The organism is Rhodococcus globerulus NBRC 14531 (genome assembly GCF_001894805.1).
GTDB lineage: Bacteria > Actinomycetota > Actinomycetes > Mycobacteriales > Mycobacteriaceae > Rhodococcus_F > Rhodococcus_F globerula.
Genome location: NZ_BCWX01000010.1, coordinates 1 through 23467, shown reverse-complemented (window position 1 = coordinate 23467; position 23467 = coordinate 1). Strand labels below are relative to the sequence as shown.

General features: G+C 61.9%; 20 protein-coding genes and 1 riboswitch. Of the genes, 8 read left to right on the top strand and 12 right to left on the bottom strand.

Going from position 1 to position 23467, the window contains the following annotated elements; translation table 11 throughout:
- Window positions 1–86: 86 nt before the first annotated feature.
- The 3 genes from RG2_RS28860 to RG2_RS28850 all read right to left on the bottom strand — a co-directional run bounded on the left by RG2_RS28860 (window position 87) and on the right by RG2_RS28850 (window position 3345).
- A complete protein-coding gene (locus tag RG2_RS28860) occupies window positions 87–1775 on the bottom strand; it encodes a flavin monoamine oxidase family protein (protein WP_033236291.1) in 1689 nt (562 codons plus the stop codon).
- Complete coding sequence (locus tag RG2_RS28855) at window positions 1772–2608, bottom strand: carbon-nitrogen hydrolase family protein (protein ID WP_033236290.1); 837 nt, start codon at window positions 2606–2608, stop codon at window positions 1772–1774. The genes RG2_RS28860 and RG2_RS28855 overlap by 4 nt, the downstream gene beginning before the upstream one ends.
- Before the next feature lie 113 nt (window positions 2609–2721).
- A complete protein-coding gene (locus RG2_RS28850) occupies window positions 2722–3345 on the bottom strand; it encodes a helix-turn-helix domain-containing protein (protein WP_033236373.1) in 624 nt (207 codons plus the stop codon).
- Between the two features lie 138 nt (window positions 3346–3483).
- On the opposite strand from RG2_RS28850, the gene speB reads away from it, so the two are divergent.
- Entirely contained in the window at window positions 3484–4440 is a 957-nt protein-coding gene (gene speB / locus RG2_RS28845; RefSeq protein ID WP_033236289.1) for an agmatinase, read from the top strand.
- On the opposite strand, the gene RG2_RS28840 is transcribed toward speB, so the two are convergent.
- Window positions 4404–5138 carry a class I SAM-dependent methyltransferase gene (locus tag RG2_RS28840; protein WP_230590347.1) on the bottom strand — a complete coding sequence of 245 codons (735 nt, stop codon included), beginning with the start codon at window positions 5136–5138 and terminating at the stop codon, window positions 4404–4406. The genes speB and RG2_RS28840 overlap by 37 nt on opposite strands.
- A 157-nt stretch (window positions 5139–5295) precedes the next feature.
- Here RG2_RS28840 and RG2_RS28835 point away from each other — a divergent pair, with 157 nt between their 5' ends.
- Both RG2_RS28835 and RG2_RS28830 read left to right on the top strand, forming a co-directional pair.
- Entirely contained in the window at window positions 5296–5514 is a 219-nt protein-coding gene (locus RG2_RS28835; protein ID WP_033236287.1) for a hypothetical protein, read from the top strand.
- Between the two features lie 220 nt (window positions 5515–5734).
- Window positions 5735–6154: a hypothetical protein gene (locus RG2_RS28830; protein WP_033236286.1), complete on the top strand. Its 420-nt coding sequence runs from the start codon at window positions 5735–5737 to the stop codon at window positions 6152–6154.
- A gap of 63 nt (window positions 6155–6217) precedes the next feature.
- Here the strand turns inward: RG2_RS28830 and RG2_RS28825 are convergent, their stop codons facing one another.
- Entirely contained in the window at window positions 6218–7216 is a 999-nt protein-coding gene (locus tag RG2_RS28825; protein ID WP_033236285.1) for an alpha/beta hydrolase family protein, read from the bottom strand.
- 149 nt (window positions 7217–7365) lie between these two features.
- On the opposite strand from RG2_RS28825, the gene RG2_RS28820 reads away from it, so the two are divergent.
- Entirely contained in the window at window positions 7366–8244 is an 879-nt protein-coding gene (locus RG2_RS28820; protein ID WP_033236284.1) for a PaaX family transcriptional regulator C-terminal domain-containing protein, read from the top strand.
- Here the strand turns inward: RG2_RS28820 and RG2_RS28815 are convergent.
- Both RG2_RS28815 and RG2_RS28810 read right to left on the bottom strand, forming a co-directional pair.
- Entirely contained in the window at window positions 8223–8837 is a 615-nt protein-coding gene (locus RG2_RS28815) for an LLM class oxidoreductase (RefSeq protein WP_033236283.1), read from the bottom strand. The two genes, RG2_RS28820 and RG2_RS28815, sit on opposite strands and share 22 nt — an antisense overlap.
- 130 nt (window positions 8838–8967) lie before the next feature.
- The gene (locus RG2_RS28810; RefSeq protein WP_033236282.1) at window positions 8968–10290 is read right to left on the bottom strand and encodes an aminotransferase class V-fold PLP-dependent enzyme; all 1323 of its coding nucleotides are present in this window, start codon (window positions 10288–10290) and stop codon (window positions 8968–8970) included.
- Between the two features lie 54 nt (window positions 10291–10344).
- A riboswitch (SAM riboswitch) is annotated at window positions 10345–10459 on the bottom strand.
- 542 nt (window positions 10460–11001) lie between these two features.
- On the opposite strand from RG2_RS28810, the gene RG2_RS28805 reads away from it, so the two are divergent.
- The 3 genes from RG2_RS28805 to RG2_RS28795 all read left to right on the top strand — a co-directional run bounded on the left by RG2_RS28805 (window position 11002) and on the right by RG2_RS28795 (window position 18183).
- Complete coding sequence (locus RG2_RS28805; protein ID WP_033236281.1) at window positions 11002–12855, top strand: BCCT family transporter; 1854 nt, start codon at window positions 11002–11004, stop codon at window positions 12853–12855.
- 94 nt (window positions 12856–12949) lie between these two features.
- Window positions 12950–16867 (top strand): Pls/PosA family non-ribosomal peptide synthetase, encoded by a 3918-nt coding sequence (locus tag RG2_RS28800; protein WP_116538774.1) that lies wholly within the window; start codon window positions 12950–12952, stop codon window positions 16865–16867.
- The gene (locus tag RG2_RS28795) at window positions 16852–18183 is read left to right on the top strand and encodes a M1 family metallopeptidase (RefSeq protein ID WP_033236280.1); all 1332 of its coding nucleotides are present in this window, start codon (window positions 16852–16854) and stop codon (window positions 18181–18183) included. Before RG2_RS28800 ends, RG2_RS28795 begins: the two co-directional genes overlap by 16 nt.
- Window positions 18184–18201: 18 nt before the next feature.
- Here RG2_RS28795 and RG2_RS28790 read toward each other — a convergent pair whose 3' ends face one another.
- Genes RG2_RS28790 through RG2_RS28770 form a run of 5 tightly spaced genes read right to left on the bottom strand, consistent with a single transcriptional unit; the run spans window position 18202 to window position 21870 of the window.
- A complete protein-coding gene (locus RG2_RS28790; protein WP_033236279.1) occupies window positions 18202–18606 on the bottom strand; it encodes a DUF4259 domain-containing protein in 405 nt (134 codons plus the stop codon).
- Between the two features lie 30 nt (window positions 18607–18636).
- Window positions 18637–19911 carry an MFS transporter gene (locus RG2_RS28785; protein ID WP_045068247.1) on the bottom strand — a complete coding sequence of 425 codons (1275 nt, stop codon included), beginning with the start codon at window positions 19909–19911 and terminating at the stop codon, window positions 18637–18639.
- Entirely contained in the window at window positions 19911–20555 is a 645-nt protein-coding gene (locus tag RG2_RS28780) for a GntR family transcriptional regulator (protein WP_033236278.1), read from the bottom strand. Before RG2_RS28780 ends, RG2_RS28785 begins: the two co-directional genes overlap by 1 nt.
- A gap of 34 nt (window positions 20556–20589) precedes the next feature.
- Window positions 20590–21387, bottom strand: a complete 798-nt coding sequence (locus RG2_RS28775) for an SDR family NAD(P)-dependent oxidoreductase (RefSeq protein WP_033236277.1) — start codon at window positions 21385–21387, stop codon at window positions 20590–20592.
- Between the two features lie 27 nt (window positions 21388–21414).
- Window positions 21415–21870 carry a carboxymuconolactone decarboxylase family protein gene (locus RG2_RS28770; RefSeq protein WP_033236276.1) on the bottom strand — a complete coding sequence of 152 codons (456 nt, stop codon included), beginning with the start codon at window positions 21868–21870 and terminating at the stop codon, window positions 21415–21417.
- A gap of 50 nt (window positions 21871–21920) precedes the next feature.
- Here RG2_RS28770 and pdxR point away from each other — a divergent pair, with 50 nt between their 5' ends.
- Window positions 21921–23306 (top strand): MocR-like pyridoxine biosynthesis transcription factor PdxR, encoded by a 1386-nt coding sequence (pdxR, locus tag RG2_RS28765; RefSeq protein WP_033236370.1) that lies wholly within the window; start codon window positions 21921–21923, stop codon window positions 23304–23306.
- The last annotated feature ends 161 nt before the right edge of the window (window positions 23307–23467 follow it).

Sequence of the window (23467 nt, the reverse complement as noted above, 5' to 3'; positions counted from 1 at the left end):
TTACGTGCATCACCGAATAAAGTTCGTGCCCGATAGGAGTACAAACCCTCCCCGGACACGACAATCCGGCAGTTGCAAATCTCGGGTCAGTCACCCAGCCGGATCGGCGCCAGATCCGCAAAGACGTCCCCAGGACCAGGATTCCCGGACGGCGTAGAACCGCCCAGATGGTGGACGACGCCCCACACTGCGTTGATCGCCGTCTGGATCGCTCCCTCGGCCCAGCCCGCCGTCCAGGAGATGTCATCGCCCGCGAGGAAGATTCCGCGATGACGCGGTTCCAGGTCACTTTGCACGAAGTGCGAGAACAGCCGCTCCTGGTACCGGTAATGCCCGGGCAGATTTGCCTTGAAGGCACCCATGAAGTCGCGTTCGGTTTCCCAGGACAGCGTGACCGGACTCGAGATGATGTGACTACGGAAATCGACGCCTGGGTAGATCTCTTCCAAGGAGCGCAACATGATCTCCATGCGCTCGGTAGCGTTCAGCGCCAACAACTTCAACGAATCATCCGACCACGTGTACGACAGACAGATCAGGCCGGGTTTCCCTTCCCCTTGATCGAGGAGGTACGTGCCGCGACTCATGCGGTCGGTCAGTGTCATAGACACCGAATCGCGACCGGTCTCGGGATCCTTGTCTTTCCAGAACGGACGATCGACAAGAACAAATACCTTGGTCGAGCCCATGTAATGGGTTCGCTCGATCGCAGTCCAATGATCGATCGGGAACAGATCGTCGGCGCAGCGAATGTTGTTGAGAAGCATCCAGCTCTGCACAGTCACAATGGCACTCGCATATGTTCTGATGAAACCCTCGGCATCGACAACCGTAAACCGACACGGTTCGGTGCGTCGCAGTTCAGTGACGCGCGGCCGGGTTTTCCCGCCATTGAGCGAAGACACGGTTGTGCCTGCCGGCCAGTGCTTCATCTGCGCGGGGGTTCGGTCCCACAGCCGTAACGGCAACTGCTGCGATCCACCGACGATGCCACGGTGATCGTCATCGGCTGCTGTGATGACCACGCGAAGGATCTCGAGGATCGAATTGGGATAATCCGTATCCCAGCCGCCTGTACCAAATCCGACCTGCCCGAACACTTCCCGCATGTGGAAAGACTTGAAGTGCTTCGATGCGGCAAGGAATCCGTAGAACGTCTGGTCGTCGTATCGCACCACCAACTCGTTCCAGATCCGCTTGATCTCAGCGGTATCGCGGTCCCGAATTGCCTGCTGCATGGGAATCAAATCGGCGTAGTCTTCCAGAGTGCGTGCCCACGCCTGTGCGACCTCGGTGAAGATCGGCGGCAAATCCTCGAGTGTGTGCGCATAGTGGCTTTCGCCCTTGAGGTCGATGACGGTACTCGGGGTCACCTCCGCCAGCGGGTTGGCGAACTCCTGGGTCTCTAGCGCCATCTCGTCGAGGTAATGGAAGAGCGTTGTCGACGACGGCGGGAATCGCATCGCACCCATCTCCGCGACTACGCCCGGGTAGCCGTCGAATTCGACCGAGCGCATTCGGCCGCCAATCTGATCTGCCTCGTAGACAACCGGTTTGAGTCCGATTCTGAGCAGCTCGTACGCCGCGATCATGCCGGCAAGCCCGCCGCCGATCACCGCGATTTCGGTACCGAACGCGACGTCGGGCACCGATCCCAACCCAGCCGGGTCGGCAACGTAATCGTCGTAGGCAAAGGGGAAGTCGGGGCCGAACATCGTCAGCGGAGGCAACGGCCCCGGCTCGGAGGAACTGTCCGGAGCTACGGGAACGGTCATCGGCGGCCCTCTCGCTGGGAGCGATAGTCGGGATACAGATCGAGTCGACGATCATCGAGATGTGTATTGAGCGAACGTGATCGAGTGACAACCGCGGCGGAGATATCGGTAAGAATCAGTTCCTGCGCGGCACCCGCTCGGGCCAGTTCCCTACCGGTCGGATCGATCGCACACGACAACCCGCAATAGGTGAGTTCGGACTCCGAACCACAGCGATTGACGTAGGTCACAAACATCTGGCTCTCGTAGGCACGAGCCGGAACAACTTGCTGTGCGATGTGTTCGTACGGAGCCATCAGTCCGGTGGGCACGATCAACCACTGGGTTCCGGCATCAGCATGGGCACGAACAGCTTCGGGGAATTCGACGTCGTAACAGATCAACAGACCACACCGGATTCCGTCGAGATCGAATCCGATAACCAAAGTGTCACCTGGCACAAAATTCTCACGATCGAGCGCGCCGAAGAGATGCGTCTTGCGGTAGTTGGCAAGCGATAGGCCGTTGCGCCCTACTACCTGCACGCTGTTGTAGACATCGCTGCCGGAGAGTTCAGGATAGCCGTAGACAATGGTGATTCCGGTGCTGACCGCGACCGCCGCAATCGCGTCGAAGATCGGTCCGTCCGCCGGTTCCGCGCGCGTTCCGACCAGTCCACCGATGTTGTATCCCGTTGCGGACATCTCCGGCGTCACCAGGATGGATGCCCCCGACGCCGCCGCTGTGCGTGCTGCGGCCCCGATCGCTTCTACATTGCACTCCACCGACGCAATGGCATCTTTCGACGTGAGCGGGCCTTGAAACAGTCCGACGCGGAGGGAATCGACCTTCATCGTGCGCTCCTCGAGAAGTTCCGTGACGTCAGTATGCGACGGGGACGACTACAAAGGGTGATCGGCAACGCCCAATCTGTCAACTAGAGTTTCCTAAAATTCAACCTGGGAAATCAGGTGGGAACGCGTGGACCCTCCGGCAAAGCCGGATTCAACACCCACAGAACCTTGGCCTGCACGGCGCCCTCAGCCGAGAAACTGTGGTTGTGACGCGGAGCAAAGGTGAACGAATCCCCCACTTGGAGGACCACGTCCTCCGCGTCGACGGACTCACTTTCCGGGTCGGTTCTCCCACCCTCGAAAGACACCCGCAAACCACCTTCGAGGACGTGAACGAAGTTCACATCGGCCGGCAGACTGTAGTACTCCCGCCCACTTCCCCCACCGGGTTCGATTTCGCTCATCAGCACCTGGATGCGACGCTCATTCGACGGCGTGAGCAGGAATTCCGCCATCTTTTCGCCGCCAAAGCTGATCTGTGGCCTAGCGTCGGCGCGCACCACCTCGCCTGCTGTCGCGTTCTCGAACAGCGAGCCGACCGGGATCTCCAGTGCAGCGCACACCTTGATCAGGGTCGCCACCGACGCGTTGACGTGATCGCGCTCGAGTTTCGACAGATATCCCTTGGTCACTCCGCACGAAGCGGCCAGGTCGTCGAGGGTCAACCGCTTCGACTGACGGGCAGCCTTGAGCCTGGCCCCGATCTGCGGCCCACCAGGCTCCGAACTGTCCTTCATCTTCACCACGCGGTAACTCCTTCAACACAATCTGTCCCTTATAGGAAACAAGAGTTGACAAATAGGCTTCTTGAAGAAACCATACTTGCACAGAGAGCTACATCACCGATGTGCCGTTCACAAGCAGGGACCCCACACATGGCCACCAACGACGCCGGATCATTCATCGGACCAGTCGACGCGACTCGAGTCCCCCGATACGCCGAACCGACCACCTTTGCGCGCCTGCCGCGTCTGGACGAGGTTTCGCGCGCCGACGTGACCATCCTGGGAATCCCCTTCGACTCAGGGGTCAGCTACCGTCCCGGCGCGCGCTTCGGCCCTGGTCACATCCGCGCCGCGTCGAAGTTGCTGCGTCCGTACAACCCGGCTTTGAAGGTCTCCCCCTTCGCCAACCAGCAGGTTGCCGACTTCGGCGACATCGGCGTCAATCCCTTCGACATCCAAGAAGCGTTGACGACGATTCAATCCGCGGTCACCGACCTGCGCGCCGACGGCTCCTCGGTGCTCACGCTCGGTGGCGACCACACCATCGCGCTGCCGATCCTGCGATCACTCGCACGCGATCACGGACCCATCGCCGTGCTGCACTTCGATGCCCACCTCGATACGTGGGACACCTATTTCGGCCAACCCTTCACGCACGGAACACCTTTCCGCCGCGCCAGCGAAGAGGGCCTCATCGATATGGAGCGCTCACAGCACATCGGCATCCGCGGACCGCTCTACAGCGAGAAGGACCTCGAGGACGACCGAGTGCTCGGCTTCCAGGTGATTCGCAGCGACGATTACGAGGTCGACGGCGTCGCCAGCATCGTCGAGCGCATGCGTAAACGCCTCGACGGTGGCCCGGTGTATGTCTCCGTCGACATCGACGTACTCGATCCCGCCCACGCTCCGGGTACCGGAACACCCGAAGCGGGCGGCATGACGTCGCGCGAATTGCTGAACACACTGCGAGGTTTGGTGGGCCTCAACGTGGTCGGCGCCGACATCGTCGAGGTCGCGCCGGCATACGACCACGCCGAGATCACCGGTATCGCAGCGGCCCACGTCGCTTACGAGCTGCTGTCGGTACTCGCACTCAATCGCTGAAGCAGCACAACGGTATCCGTGGTGTGATGCATCTCGGGGTTCGCGGGAAGATCGCGCTCCCGCGACTCCGAGACCAACACCTTCCACCCATCCGTGAACAGCGACTCCACGTAGTCCGGCGTGTGCAGCATTGCCCGATGGTGCTCCGTCGGCGACTCGTGGGGCGAATGGCCGACAATCAGCAGATGGCCACCCGGTGCAACCAGTTCACCGAGAACTCGGAACAGTTCCCCGCGTGCGGGTTCGAGCATGTGGAAGAACTGCGCGGACACCAGATCGAACGAACGGCCCTGCGGATCCCACTTGGTCAGGTCTGCTTCCAGCCACTCGATATCAACGCCAGAGCCCTCGACGTGGGCCTTAGCGCGACTGAGCGCCACCGACGAAATATCCGTGCCCGTGACCTTCCACCCGCGGCGTGCCAACCACAGAGCGTCGGCGCCCTCGCCGCAGCCGACGTCGAGTGCGGTACCCGGCGCGAGGTCGGAAGCCTCGGCGATCAACTGCGGGTTGGGGTTTCCACTCCAGCGGGCGGGGCGTTCCTCGTACAGCGAGTTCCAGAATTGGGCATCCGCCTTGGCATACGGGTTCTCGGTCGCGTCAGCGTGGTTGTCGTGGTTCTGGTGTGCGTGGTCATGGTGTTCGGGGTCATGGTGTTCGGGGTCATGGTGTTCGGGGTCATGGTGTTCGTGGCTCATGCATTCCAGGATGAGCAATCTCCACGGCCGGCGCAACGTTCCTTGCCGAAACAGCAAATGACGCCGACGTGACTCTGACTGCGTCCCGCTTCGCGTTTGTCTCAGAGAAGTCGGAGCCGGCCTCGCCCGCCGCGTCACACCCACAGACAACGGATTTATGGCATGCTCCGCTGGACCGGCACTCGTTCGATTCTCGGGAAAGGACCTCGCGATAGCCGCTCCTCGCGCTGATGTCGCCCTTGCCGTCGCGGCCGCGACGGTCCTCGGTGTTGGTATCGGAGTCCTTCTCACCGACGTTCTTGCGGGCCTCGCTGTCGGCCTTGGCGCTGCGGTCTTGTTCCGTTTTGCGCTTCGGATGATCAATACCCGCAGGTGACGGCTGCGGAATAACTTCCAGGACCCGGTCGTTGTACTGGCTGTCGGTGTTCGGTTCTTTGCCCCGGGTACCACCCCAGAAATGCCGCTTCGAGCGGCCACTTGCCGAGAGGCGCAAGGCGGGCACTGACACTTGCGAAGCCGTCGACACCATCAGGTGCCGACGGTTTCCTAATTTCCAGGCCCACCGGCGGTCAGACAGATGTGAGAATATGCGGTGTATGTCTGCCATCACCGATTACTTCGCAGCCCCCTCGGATGCCGCCGCAGCCACCGCATTGGACGACGGGCCGATCGACCCTGTGCAAGCCAAGGGCGTCGACCCGATCGTCTCGCTCAGCCGCCTCGAGTCGGTGCTCACCGGCAGGACATATGACGAGATCACAGCCGGACTCAGGCGAGGATCGCTGGTTGCCGTCAACGACGACGGTGACGCTTACATCCTGACCGTCGCCGACGAACTACGGGACGCACTAGCCGGTTTGGATGCCGAAGGTGTGATGGCAGCGGCTCGCGCTTGGGCAATCGACGAGACGGTCGAGCCTTCCGAGGAATCGGTGCCATTTCTCGCCGCGCTTGCCGAACTGGCAACCGGGGCAGTGCACCGTGGCGACCGCATCTACTGCCACATGGTCATCTGAGCGTATGTACGAGGACGGAACCGTCCGGATCGACGAGCACGGCATCACAGTCCGTCACTTCACTCAGCCCTGAATTCCCGCCAAGAATGCGGTTTGGTCCGCCAGATACCCGGGCGCGAAGAGCGAACGAGGTGCAAGGACGGCCACCAGGGTCGACATCAGTTCGGAGTCTTCGAGGTTCTTTTCCACCAGCGAATGAGTCGCTTCAGGGTACTTCTTGACCACCAATTGCCCTGGTGAGTCGAGCAATTCGCGATACACCGATTCCGTATCTGCCACGTCGACGTTCACGTCATGTCCGCCGAGAATCAAGAGCACCGGAACATCCACGGTTTCGAGATCGGCTCGGGCATCAGACCGATAGTTTTTCCGGATGAAGTTCCAGCGATCTTCGGTGAGACCGTCAGCCTCACCGGATACCACGAGATCGTCGAACGACGCGTCCCTGGCCAACTGTTCCAAGTTCTTCGCTCGGTCGGCCCGGGCCTTCCCGAACTCGCCGGCCGACGCATTCCGTTCGGAAAGCTCTGCACGAGTATTGAATTCACCTTGCTCTAGCCAGTTGATCGCGGGACCCACAGCAATGACGAACGCGATGTCCGAATCGAGGTTTACCACCTTGGGCATCACCCAGCCTGCCTGACTTGCACCCCACAGGCCGATGCGAGCCGGATCGATATCCGAGCGTCCCCGCGCCCACTCGATCGCCGCTTCTGTCTCCGCGGCTCGATCATCCATGCTCTGATCCAGCCAATTGCCCGGCGCCCCGTTGACCCCCGGCTTGTCCCACGAAAGTGACGCGTAGCCTGCCTGCGCGAACGACTCCCAGAACGGCCGGTAGAAGGTCTCGTGTGTTGCATCGATCGGTCCGTCTCCGTGGACGAAAACCACGAGCCCGAAGGGACCGTCACCGCGATCGGGAAGTGCCAGGACTCCCTGAAGCGGCACCAATCCCCCGGTGATCGTCACTTTTTCCTCACGGATGTCGTAGGTGTCTTGGTACAGGGTCCAGCCGACTAGACCAATGATCAGTAGAACGACCACCCCCAGAGAAGTGATCACCCACCTGCGTAAACGTGGGATGTTCGTCCTCTCGCTCACCGATTGCACCGCCATCTCCCCGCCCTAACGTACGAATGTCAAACGATCGTTTCTAATTGGATAGTACAGTTAGGGGCGAAGATGTCGATAAGAAAAGAAAGGGCCGGGCAATGACCGACACAGCTGTCGACGTACCCACGCGGATTCTGATCGAGGGACTTCTGCGCGCAGACGGAACTGTCGACGGGCACACCCTGTATGCCACCGCCGGCGCCCTCGACATGACGGACCAGCAGGTTCGACTGTGCATCAAGCGGTTGGTCGCCGAGGGAAAGTTCACACAGGAGGGGCGTGGGCGCAAGGCCACGCTGCGGGCAACCGCGAAAGCCGTGCGGGAGATGGAACCCGACGTCGAGTTCGTTCGGCTCGCCTTTCAACAAGATCGAGGCACCGAGGCGCCGTGGGATGGGCGCTGGCATGTGGTGGGATTCGCAATTCCGGAGTCGTCGCGGAAAGCGCGAGATGCACTGCGCACCAGGGTGACCTATCTCGGTGGAGCCCTGGTGCAGGGCGGCTTGTACGTCTCGCCGCACGCGTGGGAACCCTATGTTCTCGATGCGGCCGCCCAACTCGACGTCGAACAGTATCTGTCTTCGCTGACCACTCGCGACCTGAAAGTGGGCACCCTCGAAGACCCGTCGAAGATTGCCGCACAATTGTGGCCACTGGATCAGATTGCGGCCGGATACGATCAGCTACTGAACGTGGCGACCGCGCGCCTGCAAAAACTGCGGAACACCTCAGCCTTCACTGCCACCGATGCCGTCACGATGACCGTCGAACTCGCCGCGGAATTCACGCGAGCGATGGAACCCGATCCGCTCCTGCCACCGGAACTACTGCCCACCAACTGGATCGGCAAGAGAGCGCGGTCGATCACTGCGCAGTGCTGGACACTTCTGGCACAGGTGGACGGCGCCGACCAACTACCCTCGCTGTTCCACCTGTACGCAGATGCAATCGGTGATCAGGACGCGAGAGTGCGCTGACGCTGGGGCAATCCGAAGCGACCGAGAACTTCGTCGACAGCGGTGGCCGGAGTCACCAATCCCCGCGACTGCAGCCACGGAATGGTTTCGCCGACAAGATGTTCGAGGGTTCGAGGCAACGACAACGGGAGCAAAGTCACACCGTCTGCGACGTCGGCAGCTCGAATATCGGCAATCAAACTGCCGAGCCCGGACGGCGTACCGACGTAATGCAGCGACGCCGGGACTCGCGGGACGTTCAGCGCACTGTCCAACTGCGCCAACTCTTTACGCGCGGCCCGTGCTTCCGGAGCGATCAGAACTTCGAGATCGACCAACACTGCAACAGAGTCGGGATCGCGGCCGTCCTCGGCGATCGCTGCACGAATCTGGGCGCGCTGAGCCTGCGCATCGCGCAGGTCGCTGGCCCGGATACGAATGACATTGACAGGGAAGGCCGTTAGATCGAGAAGGGTGTCACCTTCGGTGAGATCCACCCAGTAATCCGCGCCGATGAGCGGAAGGTTTCCAGGAGCTCCTTCGGCGGCGGGGTGGTGGCCGAATCCGGTGAGTTCAACAGCTACATGCAGGGAATGAGATGCGATAGAAGACATGTGTTTCTCCGAAAGTATGGAGGGAGGGGTGAGCGCGAGACGATCGTCAGCTCGTACACATTCCAAACGTCGCAGTTGTCATGTCTGCCATGTTAGTTGCCTATTTCGATCAGTGCATCCGGATGTGGGCTCAGACGCATTCGGCTGCGCCGGCGTCGCCGGCGGTGCCACCAAGGAAAGTGCGGGTCTCGGGCACGGGATTCCATGCACCGGCGGTCTTTTCGTAGTTCCAATCACGCTGATTCGAAACCAGGATGCTCACGGCGTTGATCAGGCGGGTGACGTCGTCGGAGCTGCTGCCCAACCCGAGGCTGGCGCGCACGGCACCGCCGGACAGGCCGAGACGCGAGAGCAGCGGGTGCGCGCAGAAGCGTCCGTCGCGGACGCCGATGCCGTGTTCTGCGGAGAGGAATGCGGCAACCTCGCCGGCCTCGTAGCCGTCGACCGTGAAGGTGACGATTCCGACGGCGTCGGGAGCATCGGCCCACAACCGGAGCAAGTTGACGCCGGCGATGGCGGCCAGTCCGTCGGTCAACTGAGCGGTGAGCGCCTTCTCGTGCTCCGAGATGGCGTCGAAGTCGAGCGCGGTCAGTGCGTCGCAGGCTGCGGCGATTGCAGCAGCACCGAGGACGTTGGGCGAACCGGCCTCGTGACGGGCGGGAGCACAGGCCCACTCGGTGGATTCCAGCGTCACCTCACGGACAGCGCCGCCACCGGCAAGGTACGGCTTGGCCTCGTCGAGCCAGTCGCGGCGACCGACGAGGACGCCGGCACCGAACGGTGCGTACAGCTTGTGACCCGAGAACGCGAGGTAGTCGACTCCGCATTCCTGCAGATCGATACGACGATGGGGAGCCAACTGAGCGGCGTCGACGAGGATGCGTGCACCACAACGGTGTGCAATGTCCGCGAGGCGTGCGATCGGCAGGATCTCGCCGGTCACGTTGGACGCTCCCGTGATGGCGAGGAGCGCGGCGGGCTTGGTGCACAGTTCCGCAATCAGGCGCTCGATGGTCTCTTCGACGGTATCGGCGGCCGTGACGATGCGAGCGTCGTTCCAGGGCAACAGGTTTGCGTGATGCTCGACGTCGAGAACGACGGTGCTGCCGGGCACGGACTGAGCGAGAAGATTGAGCGAGTCCGTGGTGTTGCGGGTGAAGACGACAACCTGATCGTCAGCGCAGTTCACGAAGCGAGCAACCGATTCGCGAGCGTTCTCGTAGGTCAGCGTGGAGATCCGGGAGGCGTATCCGGCACCGCGGTGAACGCTGGCGTACGTGGGAAGAAGTTCCGCAATGCGATCGGTGACCTGGGCCAATGCGGGCGCGCTCGCTGCGTAGTCGAAGTTCGCGTAGGAACACTCACCACCCTGGACGAGGGGAACCTGTAGGTCGGCGCCAGAAACCTTGGCAATGGGAGCGGTGCAGGTATCGGCACTCAGAACAGCAGTCATCGAAGACAATCCTCACGTTCAAGGACTCATTCGTTCGGGTGATGTCCCCGGAAGAGTCCGCGCTTGCCGAATCCGTTTTCGGATACAGCCGGGTCGTCACCCGGAGCACCCCACCGCGGAGGAGGGTTGCCGACCAGCAAGCCGGGGCTGAACACTGGTACTCGTGACCTGCAAACGAGAATGGCAGGAGTCAACCGGCTTGTCAACCCCAACGCAGAACACGCTCTCGACTCCGACAAATCGCCCGACATCTCTTCGTGGTGACCACCATCACGGTAACGTTTCGGCCTCCGTGGCACCGCAACCTTCCGAGGAGCCTTCACGGGCCATAAGCGCTTGACCTACAGAATCATTCACCGAGTTTGACAAATACGATTCGTTCCGAATCTCGCATTGACCCTTCATTCCTTGCATTCCAGAGAGATTCGAACAGATTTCGAGCAAACGATTACGAGAATCCTTAAACAGCAACAAAATACAGATCGATAGTCGAACAAGACCGGCAGATTCGTCAACACTGCACCATCTTTCATTCATTTGAGTCGCCAGAACTGCGCAGCTACGTTGAATTGCAAAGCAATAGCCCGGTCTTTACTGCGATGGTGCGAGCGCATGCCCACCTACGTGACCTGTGGCCGCCGTACGAGGGCTGAGCGCGTCGACGATGTCGCCGGAGTGCGACAAGAACGCTGAACTGTGTGAAGGAGCGAGATGACTGCGGTCAAAAACGCGTGGAGGGGACTACGGAAACCCGTATTCGTCCCGGCATCGATAGTGATCTTCGGGTTGATCGCCTTTGCTGTGATCTACTCCGGGACTGCGTCCGACGCCTTCCAGAGCCTCAACAACGCCATCACCGATGGTGTCGGCTGGTGGTACATCCTGTCTGCCACCGGATTTGTGGTCTTTGCGCTCTACTGCGCGATCAGCCGGATCGGCAACATCAGACTCGGCCGCGACGACGAACAGCCCGAGTTCGGCATGATGTCCTGGTTTGCCATGCTCTTCAGTGCAGGCATGGGCATCGGTCTGGTGTTTTACGGAGTGGCAGAACCACTTTCGCACTACGTGGACCCGCCGGTCGCGGGCCGGGTAGCAGGATCGACCGACGCGGCCGCAAATCAGGCAATGGAACTGACGATGTTCCACTGGGGCCTGCACGCGTGGGCAATCTACGTTGTCGTCGGCCTCGGACTGGCGTACATGACCTACCGCAAGGGTCGCCCGCTGTCGATCCGCTGGCTCCTCGAACCCCTGCTCGGACGCGCCCGCATCGAGGGCAAGATCGGGCACGCCATCGACGTCGTTGCGATCGTCGGCACCCTGTTCGGCGTCGCTACCTCGCTCGGATTCGGTGTTCAGCAGATTACCGCCGGCCTCGACTACCTCGGCTGGGTGGAGACCGACAACTGGTTGGTCATCGCCATCATTGTCATCGTGACAGGTATGGCTACTTTCTCCGTGGTCTCCGGCGTCACCAAGGGACTGAAGTGGCTCTCCAACATCAACATGATCCTGGCCGCGGTTCTGGCTCTGTTCGTGCTGATCCTCGGCCCCACGCTGTTCCTCCTGCAGTCCTGGGTGCAGAACCTCGGCGGCTACGTTCAGGCTCTTCCGGAACTGATGCTGCGTACCTCACCGTTTGCCGACGACGGCTGGGCCGGCGCGTGGACGATCTTCTACTGGGGATGGTGGATGAGTTGGGCGCCGTTTGTCGGCATGTTCATCGCCCGCATTTCGCGTGGACGCACCATCCGTGAATTTGTGTTCGGTGTTCTGCTCGCGCCCACACTCGTCGGTTCGCTGTGGTTCACGATCTTCGGCAACTCCGGCATCCTGCGTCAGCGCAACGAGGGCACCATGCTCGACGCGTCCGGCGCCGTCGATACCAACACGTCGCTGTTCACGCTGCTCGACGGTCTTCCGCTCGGCACGATCTCGAGTATTCTCGCCATCGTTGTCATCGTGTTCTTCTTCGTGACGTCGGCCGACTCGGGCTCGATCGTCATCGACATTCTCGCGACGGGCGGCAATCTCGAGACATCCAAGATCACCCGGGTCTACTGGACCTTCCTGTCCGGCGCCGCCGCAGCTGTTCTGCTTCTTGTCGGCGGCAGTGGATCACTGACCGCCCTGCAAACCGTGGCTATCGCGACGGCTGTGCCGTTCTCGATCATCATGGTGCTGGCGTGCCTGTCGATGCTCAAGGCGTTCCGATACGAGGTTGCCGCGGCTCCCCGGTACTTGCGGATCTCGACTACGAACAGCTCGGTCGATGTGCCACAACCGTCGACCAAACGATTGCGTGATCTGAACATCTCGTCGAGCTTCGCCGGGCTGACGCCGTCGCAATCAGGAATCACCACTGATCCGAGTGACACCCACATGTTCGTCGCAGTCCACGAAGTCCCGCAGCACGCGGTCAACATCAACCCGGATACCGGCGTCGTCGACATCTCCGCAGATTCTCGTGCCGTCGATCCGCTGGGCGGCGAAGTGTTCGACACTCCGGAGTTCGCCGATTCGGCTGAAGGGCACCTGCAGAGCGTCACAAACTCGGAATAAGCGCCGCGTCGGCATGTTGCATTAGGCAGAACTGTTCACCAACTCGCAAACTTGTCATGAGATAACAACTCGACAGGTCGCACGACTGAGATTCATGAGCAGAACAGGATCAACGGGTTTGCCACTCCAGCCGCACGCGGAAACGGAATCGTCTTTCGGGATTCCGTCCGTATTTCTCCGCTCGACGCAGGCACCTGCGCCGCGCACCCTCATCGACATCGTGCGGGCATCCGCGCAGGCCAACCCCGAAGCACCTGCCATCGACGACGGTGAGACGACGCTGTCGTACGCCGAACTGCTGGGCGAAATCGAACAGGGCGCGCGCTGGCTCGCCGATGCCGGAGTCGGCGCGGGTGATCGCGTCGGCATCCGGATGCCGTCCGGTTCGCGTTCGCTGTACGTGGCAATCCTGTCGATCCTCGCGGCCGGCGCTGCCTACGTACCCGTCGACGCCGATGATCCGGAAGAGCGCGCCGAACTCGTTTTCGGTGAAGCCCAGGTAGCCGCGATCATCACGGGTGACGGCATCGGGCCTGGCACGGCACCGAAGCGGCTGGAGCACCCACCCGTGCGCGATCCCCTGCCCGAAGACGACGCCTGGATCATCTTCACCTCCGGGTCCACCGGCACACCCAAGGGCGTCGCCGTCACCCACCTCAATGCCGCAGCGTTTGTCGACGCCGAGGCCCGCATGTTCCTTCAGGACGAGCCGATCGGGCCCGGTGACCGTGTTCTCGCGGGACTGTCCGTCGCCTTCGACGCGTCGTGTGAGGAAATGTGGCTCGCGTGGCGTCATGCCGCCTGCCTGGTTCCCGCACCACGATCACTCGTGCGCAGTGGCATGGACCTCGGGCCGTGGCTGGTCTCCCGCGACGTCAGCATCGTCTCCACTGTTCCCACGTTGGCGTCGTTGTGGCCGGCCGAGGCCCTCGAAGCTGTCCGCCTCCTGATCTTCGGCGGTGAAGCCTGCCCGCCCGAGTTGGCCGAACGCCTGGCCGTCGAAGGCCGCGAGGTGTGGAACACGTACGGACCGACCGAAGCGACGGTTGTTGCGTGCGGGGCTTTGATGGACGGCAAGAGTCCCGTCAGCATCGGTCTCCCCCTCGACGGCTGGGACCTCGCAGTCGTCGACGCTCAGAACAACCCCGTCGCAGTCGGGGAGGTGGGCGAACTGGTGATCGGTGGCGTCGGCCTCGCCCGCTATCTCGACCCGGCAAAAGACGCCGAGAAGTACGCGTCGATGCCCTCACTCGGTTGGGAGCGTGCCTATCGCAGTGGCGACCTCGTCCGACTCGAGCTCGAGGGGCTCATGTTCCAGGGCCGGGCCGACGATCAGGTCAAGCTCGGTGGCCGACGGATCGAACTCGGCGAGGTCGACAACGCGCTGCAGAACCTTCCCGGTGTCAGTGGTGCCGCAGCCGCGGTCAAGAAGACTGCGGCCGGAAACCAAATACTCGTGGGATACATCGCGAGTACCGACCCCGATTTCGACCTCAAGGCCGCACACGCGACGCTCAGCGAACAGTTGCCGGCAGCGCTCGTCCCGCGTCTGGCGTTGATGGACGAACTCCCGACACGCACCTCCGGCAAAGTCGACCGCAACGCTCTCCCCTGGCCCCTGCCCGGTGCCGGCGAAGATGCCGGAGCCGCACTCGGACTCGACGGAACCGCGGCCTGGGTCGCGGGACTGTGGGGTTCTATCCTCGGCGCCCAGATCACCGGCCTCGACAACGATTTCTTCGAAGTGGGCGGCGGATCACTCTCCGCGGCCCAGCTGGTGACGGCACTACGCGAACGCTTCCCCGAGGTCACCGTCGCCCAACTCTACGATCATCCACGGTTGGGGTCCCTGGCCGAATACCTCGACGAATTGGCTCCTACGGAAACCGTCGAGCCACGTATCGTCACGCCCACGCCTCTGAAAACCCAACTGGCTCAGGTTGCGGCAACGGTTCCGATCACGACCCTCGCCGGTCTCCAGTGGGTTACCTGGATCGCGATCGCGAACAACGTTCTCGCGTGGTTCGTCGACGTCAGCTGGGCGCCGACGGTCTCGTGGTGGTGGATTCTGTTGGCGTTCCTCGTCTTCATCACGCCGATCGGCCGTATGACCATCGCGGTGATCGGCACCCGAGCCCTGCTGCGCAACCTACAGCCGGGCACCTACCCGCGCGGCGGCAGTGAACACATGCGACTGTGGATCGCCCAGCGACTCACCGAAGCCAGTGGCGCAGCAAATCTTTCGGGCGCACCGTGGATGTTGTACTACGCGCGAGCCCTCGGAGCCGACATCGGCCACGGCGTCGACCTGCACACGTTGCCGCCCGTCACCGGCATGCTCGAACTCGGCGACGGGTGCTCCGTCGAACCCGAAGTCGACCTGTCCGGTCACTGGATCGACGGCGATCTCATTCATATCGGCGAGATCAAGATCGGGGCCGGTGCTTCTATCGGATCGCGTTCCACACTTCTGCCCGGTGCCCGTGTCGGACGCGGCGCCGTCGTCGAACCCGGATCAGCTGTGTTCGGCCGGGTGAAAGCCAATCAGCAGTGGGCAGGTTCGCCAGCCACCAAGGTCGGCAAAGCGAATCATCCTTGGCCGTCGGAACATCCGAAGCGCGCCCCCGGCTGGGTTCCGGTGTACGGCATCACGTCCGTCTTCCTTGCCGGTGTCCCGATCTTTGCTCTCGTGGCCGGAATCGTGTTGATCGGTTGGTGGATTCGCAACACCGAAACCCTCGGTAGCGCAATTGCCCAGTCGCTCATCATGCTTCCCTTCGCGACGATTCTGAGCCTGCTGGTCTTTGCCGTCATCACGCTAGTCTCAGTACGCCTGTTGTCGATCGGATTGACCGAGGGATACCACCCCGTCCGCAGCCGGATCGGCTGGCAGGTCTGGGCCACCGAGCGTCTGCTCGACTCCGCCCGCACCTTCCTCTTCCCGCTGTACGCCAGCCTGCTCACGCCCGGCTGGTTGCGCCTTCTCGGCGCCAAGATCGGCAAGAACGTCGAAGCGTCCACGGTCCTGCTCCTTCCCAAGTTCACGACCGTCGCAGACGGCGCGTTCCTCGCCGACGACACCATGGTCGCCAGCTACGGGCTCGGCGGCGGCTGGATGCACATCGAGCACGCCAAGATCGGCAAGCGCGCATTCCTCGGCAACTCCGGAATGACCGCCCCCGGCCGACGCGTCCCCAAGAACGGGCTTGTTGCGGTGTTGTCCGCGACGCCGTCGAAGGCGAAGTCCGGATCCTCCTGGCTCGGTAGCCCGCCCGTGCGCCTGCGTCGTGCAGTCGGAGACACCGACGCGGCCCGCACCTTCAATCCCCCGACGCGTCTCAAGATCGCCCGCGGCGTCGTGGAAACCTGCCGACTCATCCCCGTCATGGTCACCTTCGGCATCGGCCTTGGCGTGCTGTTTGCACTCGAAGCCCTCGCCGGAGCCGTCGGATTCTGGTTTGCCGCCCTGCTGAGCGGCGTCGTCCTGCTGATCGCGGGCGCCGTTGCCGGGACGATCACCGTCGCGGCCAAGTGGCTTGTCGTCGGCAAGATCAAGAAGGTGGAGCATCCACTCTGGAGTTCCTTCGTCTGGCGCAACGAGGTTGCTGACGCCTTTGTCGAGACTGTTGCCGCTCCCTGGTTCGCACGAGCAGCAACTGGCACTGCCGTACTGAACATTTTCTTGCGCGGACTCGGCGCCAAAATAGGCAAAGGGGTTTGGTGCGAGTCGTACTGGCTACCCGAAGCAGATCTCGTGACTTTGGGTGACGGGGCAACCGTCGAACGGGGGTGCGTCGTGCAAACTCACCTCTTCCATGATCGGATTATGGCCATGGACACCGTCACCTTGGGAGCAGGAGCAACGCTGGGACCACACTGTGTCGCGCTACCCGCAGCCGGAATCGGCGCAGGCGCAACCGTCGGACCTGCATCATTGGTCATGCGAGGTGACACCGTTCCGCCGTCGACCCGGTGGCAGGGCAACCCCATTGCCCCATGGGCGGCTTCGTGAAGCCGAACAAGATGCTCGACGAGCCGATCGATCCGTACCTGCCGCAGAACGGCAACCGCGGATATCGCGTATCCCGGTACGAATTGGAACTGACCTACAAGGTTTTCAGTAACCGTCTGGCAGGCAAAGCCGTCATCACCGCCGTCACCACCGAGAACCGATCCAAGTTCAGCTTCGATCTTGCCCAGAACCTGCAGGTGTCCAAGGTGTCGGTCAACGGCGCCCGCGGCGCCAAGTACTCCCGCCAGAACAACAAGCTGATCGTCACGCCCGGCACCAAGATTCCCGCCGGCGGAGCGCTCTCGGTCACCGTTCAGTACACCGGAAATCCCGAACCCATCAAAGGTCTCTGGGGTGAAGTCGGCTGGGAAGAACTCACCGAAGGAACCCTCGTCGCGAGCCAGCCCAACGGGGCCGCGTCGTGGTTCCCATGCGACGACCACCCCAGTTCCAAAGCGTCGTACCGCATTTCGATCACCACCGATTCCCCGTTCTACGCACTCGCCAACGGCGCATTGGTGCGCAAGCAAACCCGCGCCAGCGCAACCACCTGGGTGTACGAGCAGACCGAGCCCATGGCCACCTACTTGGCGACCATTCAGATCGGGCAGTACGAGCATCGGCAGGTCAGCTCCGGCCGGGTCCCGATCTTCGCGGTTCATCCACCCCGGTTGCACAACGAGTTCGACGTCGACTTCTCACGCCAGCCGCAGATGCTCGACGTCTTCGGCAAACTGTTCGGCCCGTACCCCTTTGCCGACTACACCGCCGTGGTCACCGACGACGAACTCGAGATTCCCATCGAAGCACAGGGGCTCTCGATTTTCGGCGCCAATCACTGCACCGGCCGACGCGGATCCGAACGCCTTGTCGCACACGAGTTGGCACACCAGTGGTTCGGCAACAGCCTCACGATCGGGGCGTGGTGCGACATCTGGCTACACGAAGGTTTTGCCTGTTACGCGGAGTGGATCTGGTCCGAGAACTCTGGTGGCCCGTCGTCCGAAACCCTTGCGGCCAACGCCTATCAAGGACTGATGCGCAAGCCTCAGGATCTCATCCTCGGCAATCCCGGGCCGGCCATGATGTTCGACGATCGAATCTACAAACGCGGCGCTCTTACCCTGCACACTTTGCGCAGGGTACTGGGAGACGACAAGTTCTTCGAACTCCTCCGTCAGTGGACTACCAAGCACCGCCACAGCACTGTCAGCACCGAGCAGTTCACCGATCTGGCATCACGATTCACCGACATCCCGCTGCGTCCACTGTGGGACGCGTGGCTCAATCAGAAACCCCTACCGCGCCGGACCTGAGTCATCGATCAGTCCACCTCAGCTCAGGGTTTTGAGGCTCTCCAACCTTTTCAGGATCGGCGCCCGCCATTCCTCGACATCTTCCGGACCGTTCTCGGCCCACAACTCGTAGAGTTCGGAAGTTTCGGGGTCGGCAATTGTGCGCTCGAGTGTCGTGAGAATCCATTCGCGCTGCTCCGGGGTCAAGGACGCGGTGTAAGCAACGGCATCGATACCGTCGAGTTGCTCAGGGGCCGGTAGGAGTCCATGTGCCACCGCAACAATCTCAGCGATCGCGATTGCCGCCTGCGAATCGTCCACCTCGACGTACTCGTCGTCGACATGGCTGGTGAAATCGGCGATGTCGAACTCACCGGCCCGAACCGCCACAAGCAAATCGCCGGCCGCGTCGTTTTCGAACGGTCCCGAACCCCAAGTCCCCATTGAGTATTCCTCCTGATTCGTGGGCCAGGCTCAGCCCGCCTTGACCATAGCCGATTCATCCGCCGGGAGATGCGACCGGGATTTGAACAGTACAAGTACGAGGCAGGCCGCAGCTGCCGCAGAGCCGAACAACAGGGTTGCCGTATAGCTCAGCGCCGGAATGCTTTCCGACAGCATCGCCAAGACCGCCGGAACCGCGAACCCGATGTAGGTGATCGAGTAGAACACCGCAGTCAGGCCGGCGAGGTCATCCGGCCCGGCTATGCGCTGAATCTCGAGCAGGCCGGACACCAACGCCATTCCGTACCCGCAGCCCAGGATCGCAGCCGCAACAATCGCGGCGGCAACTGTCAGCGTCGACGCCACCAAGGCCGCTGCAGCCATACCGATTACCAGGAACACCAGCGCGACGACGGCGCCACGTGCACTGCTGTTCGTGTCGATCTTGCGTCCGAGGGACTGGATCGCAAATCCGCAGGCCAAGGCAACAACACAGAGGAACGCCGAGAAGGCGACCGGCGCGTTGCCACTGTGGCCGGTCATCAGCGCGGGGATGACTGCGTACCCGACACTTGCTGCTCCGAACACCCACGGCGCCAACGGAACAACTACGTACAGGAATCGGCGATGACCGGCGGACGGAATCTTCAGGTCGTCGATCAACCGTCGACGCTCGGTCTTCGGTTGCGCGGCGCGAGTCTCAGGTGCGCGCCACAAGGCAACTCCCGCAAGCACAGTGATCACGATATGCAAGACATAAGCCAACGCGCTGGGCAGTGGCGCCCACTGTGCCAACACGCCGGCGAAGCCCGCACCCAACGCAAAACCGGCGGTCAAACTCATCGCGGCACGCCTGGCACCAGAGCCCTCGGTGGCATCCGGATCCCAAGGAGCTGCAGAAAGTTCCTTCACCCAGGAACCGCCGACGGCCATTCCGATACCCAGCGCGATACCGCAGAGAATACGTCCGACAATCAGGACGGCTGCGGAATCTGCTCCGAAGGCCAGCAGCGTCGAGCCTGCGATCGCGATGAACGGGGCCGGGAGCATGATCGGGCGTCGACCCAGCCGATCGGACAGCGGGCCACCGAGCAAAAGCGCAGGAACGATCCCCACGACGTAGGCAAAGAGGAAGAAGTCGACCATCACGGGCGAATAGCCGTGGTCGATTCGGTACATCACCAACAGCGGTGTGAATTCGTTGCCGCCCCAGGCAACTGCGAACATACTGGCGGCAACCATGAGCCAGGCTCGGGCAGAACGGTTTTCCGTTGACCTGTTCGACAACAGGGTTTCGACGCTCATCACAGGCCCCCGCGCAGTCCGAGACCATGAACACGACGCATATGCGCCAGCACCGCGTCGTTGTATGCATCGGCATCGCCGGCCTCGACAAGGCTGACCAGTTCGGCGTGGTCTTCGAGAATCTTGGGGAGCTTGCCGGGGTCGAGCGAGATCGATCGTGCCGTCATGCGCCGCTGTCGATCCCGCAGACCGGCGTAGAAGGTATCGAGCAGAGGGTTATCACCCGCAGCAACGATCATCTTATGGAAATCTGCGTCGGCGGCGCTGAATGCTGCGACGTCGCCGCCGTCGGCTAGCTCGCGCTGCTCGGCCATGCTCGCCTGCAAAGCTGCAATCAATCCGCTGCGAGCCTGCGGTCGGTCAGCTACAACACGCACACTCTGCGTCTCTACCAGTTGCCGCGCCGCGACAACATGCTCGGCCTCTCCGTCCGCCACGGGGACGATCAATGCACCCTTCTTCGGGTACAGGCGCATCCACCCTTCGGCTTCGAGCCGCAGAAACGCCTCACGCACGGGAGTACGACTGCACTCCATTCGACTGGCGATCTCGCCCTCGCTGATGAGCTCACCACCGGGTAACTCCCCGGACAGGATGAGTTCCTTCACTTCGCGGAATACCGACTCCGCCGTGGAATGCAACATAGACACAAGATGTATTTATACTCCTTCGTGCAGGTCAGTAGTACACCGGCCCCGGAATACCACCGCCGACAGCAACCGCGTCACCCGTGATCGCGACACTGCGCGGCGACGCCAGGAACGTGACGACGTCGGCCACCTCGGCGGCGTCGACGATCTTGCGAATCGAGTTGGTGGCAATCCCCGCTTCCACCTCGGCGAGCGATTGCCCCGTCAGATTTATCTCGTCTTCGATCCGTGCATTCAGTCGTTCGGTTCGAGTCACTCCAGGATGAACCACCGTTACATTGATTCCACTGGGGCCCAACTCGTCCGCCAGGTTCTTCGTCAGCGCGGAGACACTGACATTGCGCACCGTATGCGCAATCGAGGTGGCGGTACGCGCGCCCAGGCCACTGATGTTGATGATCCTGCCCCAGCCCTGCGCCACCATGTGCGGGGCGACTGCCCGGGCCGTACGGAGATAGCCGAGAACCTTCACCTCGACTTCTCCCCGCACTACGTCATCGGTCGTCGACCAGAAATCCGTTGGCCTTCCAGCGCTCCACGGGGTTGCCGCAGAGTTGACCAGAATGTCGACGCCACCCAACGTCGCGACAACCTCACGTACCGCCGCCTGAATCGCGTCGTCGTCTCGCGTATCGGCGGCCACACCGATTGCTCGAATCCCGAACTCCGACGCCAGTTCTCGGGCCGTGTCGGTCACTGACTGTTCTGTTCGGGCAAGTATCGCGAGATCGACGCCTTCCTCGGCTAAACCTCTGGCGATCGCAAGCCCGATCCCCTTGCTACCACCAGCAACAATTGCGCGTTTTCCCGAAAGTCGAAGATCCATGCCGCGAGACTATCCACACGAGGGGAATCAGTCCCGGACAGGCGGTGCCATACGCGAAGTGACGGCAATGCGGTTCCATGCATTGATGGTCAAGATGACACTGATGAGCTGAGCCAGTTCGGCGTCGGCAAAGTGCTCAGCCGCTTCGTTGTACACGGCGTCGGGGACAAACCCGTCGGTGAGAACTGTGACGGCCTCCGTCAATGCGAGGGCTGCGCGCTCCTTGTCGGAGTAGAGATCCCGGGCTTCCTCCCATGCGTTCAGCAGGTACAGCTTCTGCTCCGTCACGCCGGCTTTGCGCGCATCACGTGTGTGCATGTCCAAGCACCATGCACAATGATTCAACTGCGACGCACGCGTCAGCATCAACTCGACCAGTGTGGGATCCAGGCCCTTACGTGCAGCACTGTCCAGCGCGACCATGGCCTTGTAAACGTCGGGTGCCAGCTGTGCGATGTTGAGTCGTTGCCCTGTTGTTGTCATACCTAGAACGATAATCTCGCAATGCCCCTCAAACATGGTTCAATTTGCGAGTGAATTCGTGGGCCAATCTCGGTTTCGATCTGCACATCGAACTGCCGCACGGCGTCGGCGTCAAAGCAGCGCTTCTGCAGGCACTTCGCGACGCGATCGACGGCGGTGTCTTGAAGCCTGGCACCAGACTCCCGCCGTCGCGCACTCTTGCACACGACCTCGGCATAGCGCGAAACACCGTAGCCGATTGCTACGCCGAACTCGCCGCAGCCGGGTGGCTCGCGACACGTCAGGGCTCCGGCACCGTCGTCGCTTCGCTCGCGGACTCCCGCAATGACGCGGCGCCCGCACCATCGACAGTGCGCTTCACACACAGTTTGATGCCCGGATCGCCTGACGTATCAGCTTTTCCTCGTTCTGCCTGGATTTCGTCTGCCCGACGGGCTTTGACCGCAGCACCTAACGACGCGTTTGGCGCCACCGACCCCCGAGGTCGCGTCGAACTTCGCAATGCCCTCTCCGGGTACCTGGGCCGAACCAGAGGGGTGCGGGTAGACCCGAATCGAATAGTGGTCAGCGCCGGTTCAGGTCACGGGATCGCGCTTCTAGCCCGCACCCTCGGCGGAAAATTTGCAGTGGATGCTTACAGTCTTCATCTACACCGGAAGTTACTGATCGACGAGGGCATACGAACCGTTCCTATCTCGGTTGACGAATCAGGCACGTGCACAGACGAATTGGCATCCACTACCGCCGGAGCCGCACTTCTGACGCCGACGCACCAGTTTCCACTCGGCGGACCGCTCACACCCGCACGACGGGCAACTGCCGTCGAATGGGCGTCGAGCACTGGCGGAGTAATACTGGAGGACGACTACGACGGTGAATTCCGTTACGACAGAAAGCCCGTCGGCGCACTACAGGGGATCGCCCCACAACACGTCGCCTACCTCGGAACCGCGAGCAAAACCCTCTCGCCGGCCATTCGTATCGGCTGGATGGTGTTGCCGGACAGATTGATCGAACCGGTACTCGAGGTCAAAGGGCCGTACGAGCGTTGGGTCAGTTCAACCGATCAGCTGACGCTGGCAGATTTCATCGAGTCAGGACGGTTCGACAGTCACATTCGGAAGATGCGGGTTTCCTACCGACAACGACGCGATCAACTGGTTGCGATCCTCTCCGCGCGAGTACCCGAAGTTCGGGTCGAGGGGATCTCCGCGGGACTTCATGCCGTAGTTCGATTGCCCCGTGGCAGCGAACAAGCAGTAATGGCTGCCGCGAATTCGCGCGGCCTCGGCCTTGAAGGGCTGTCAACATTCCGGCACCCCGACGCGTCTTCCGCCGGCTCCGACGGCATTGTTGTCGGATACAGCACGCCCTCGCCGTCCCAGTACCCTCGGGCACTCGAAATGCTCTGCGAGACATTGGAATCAGCGCTGTAACAGAGTCCAGTTCGCCTCGATTGCCCCGCCAGTGATGGTGCGAACGGTACGTTCGGTCGATCCGAGGCGACGGGTGTACCGTTCGCTCAATCCCCGGGGGTGTTTTTGGGGTGAAACGAGAAAAGCCCCCCCAACAATGTTGGGGGGGCTTTCTCAAGTTG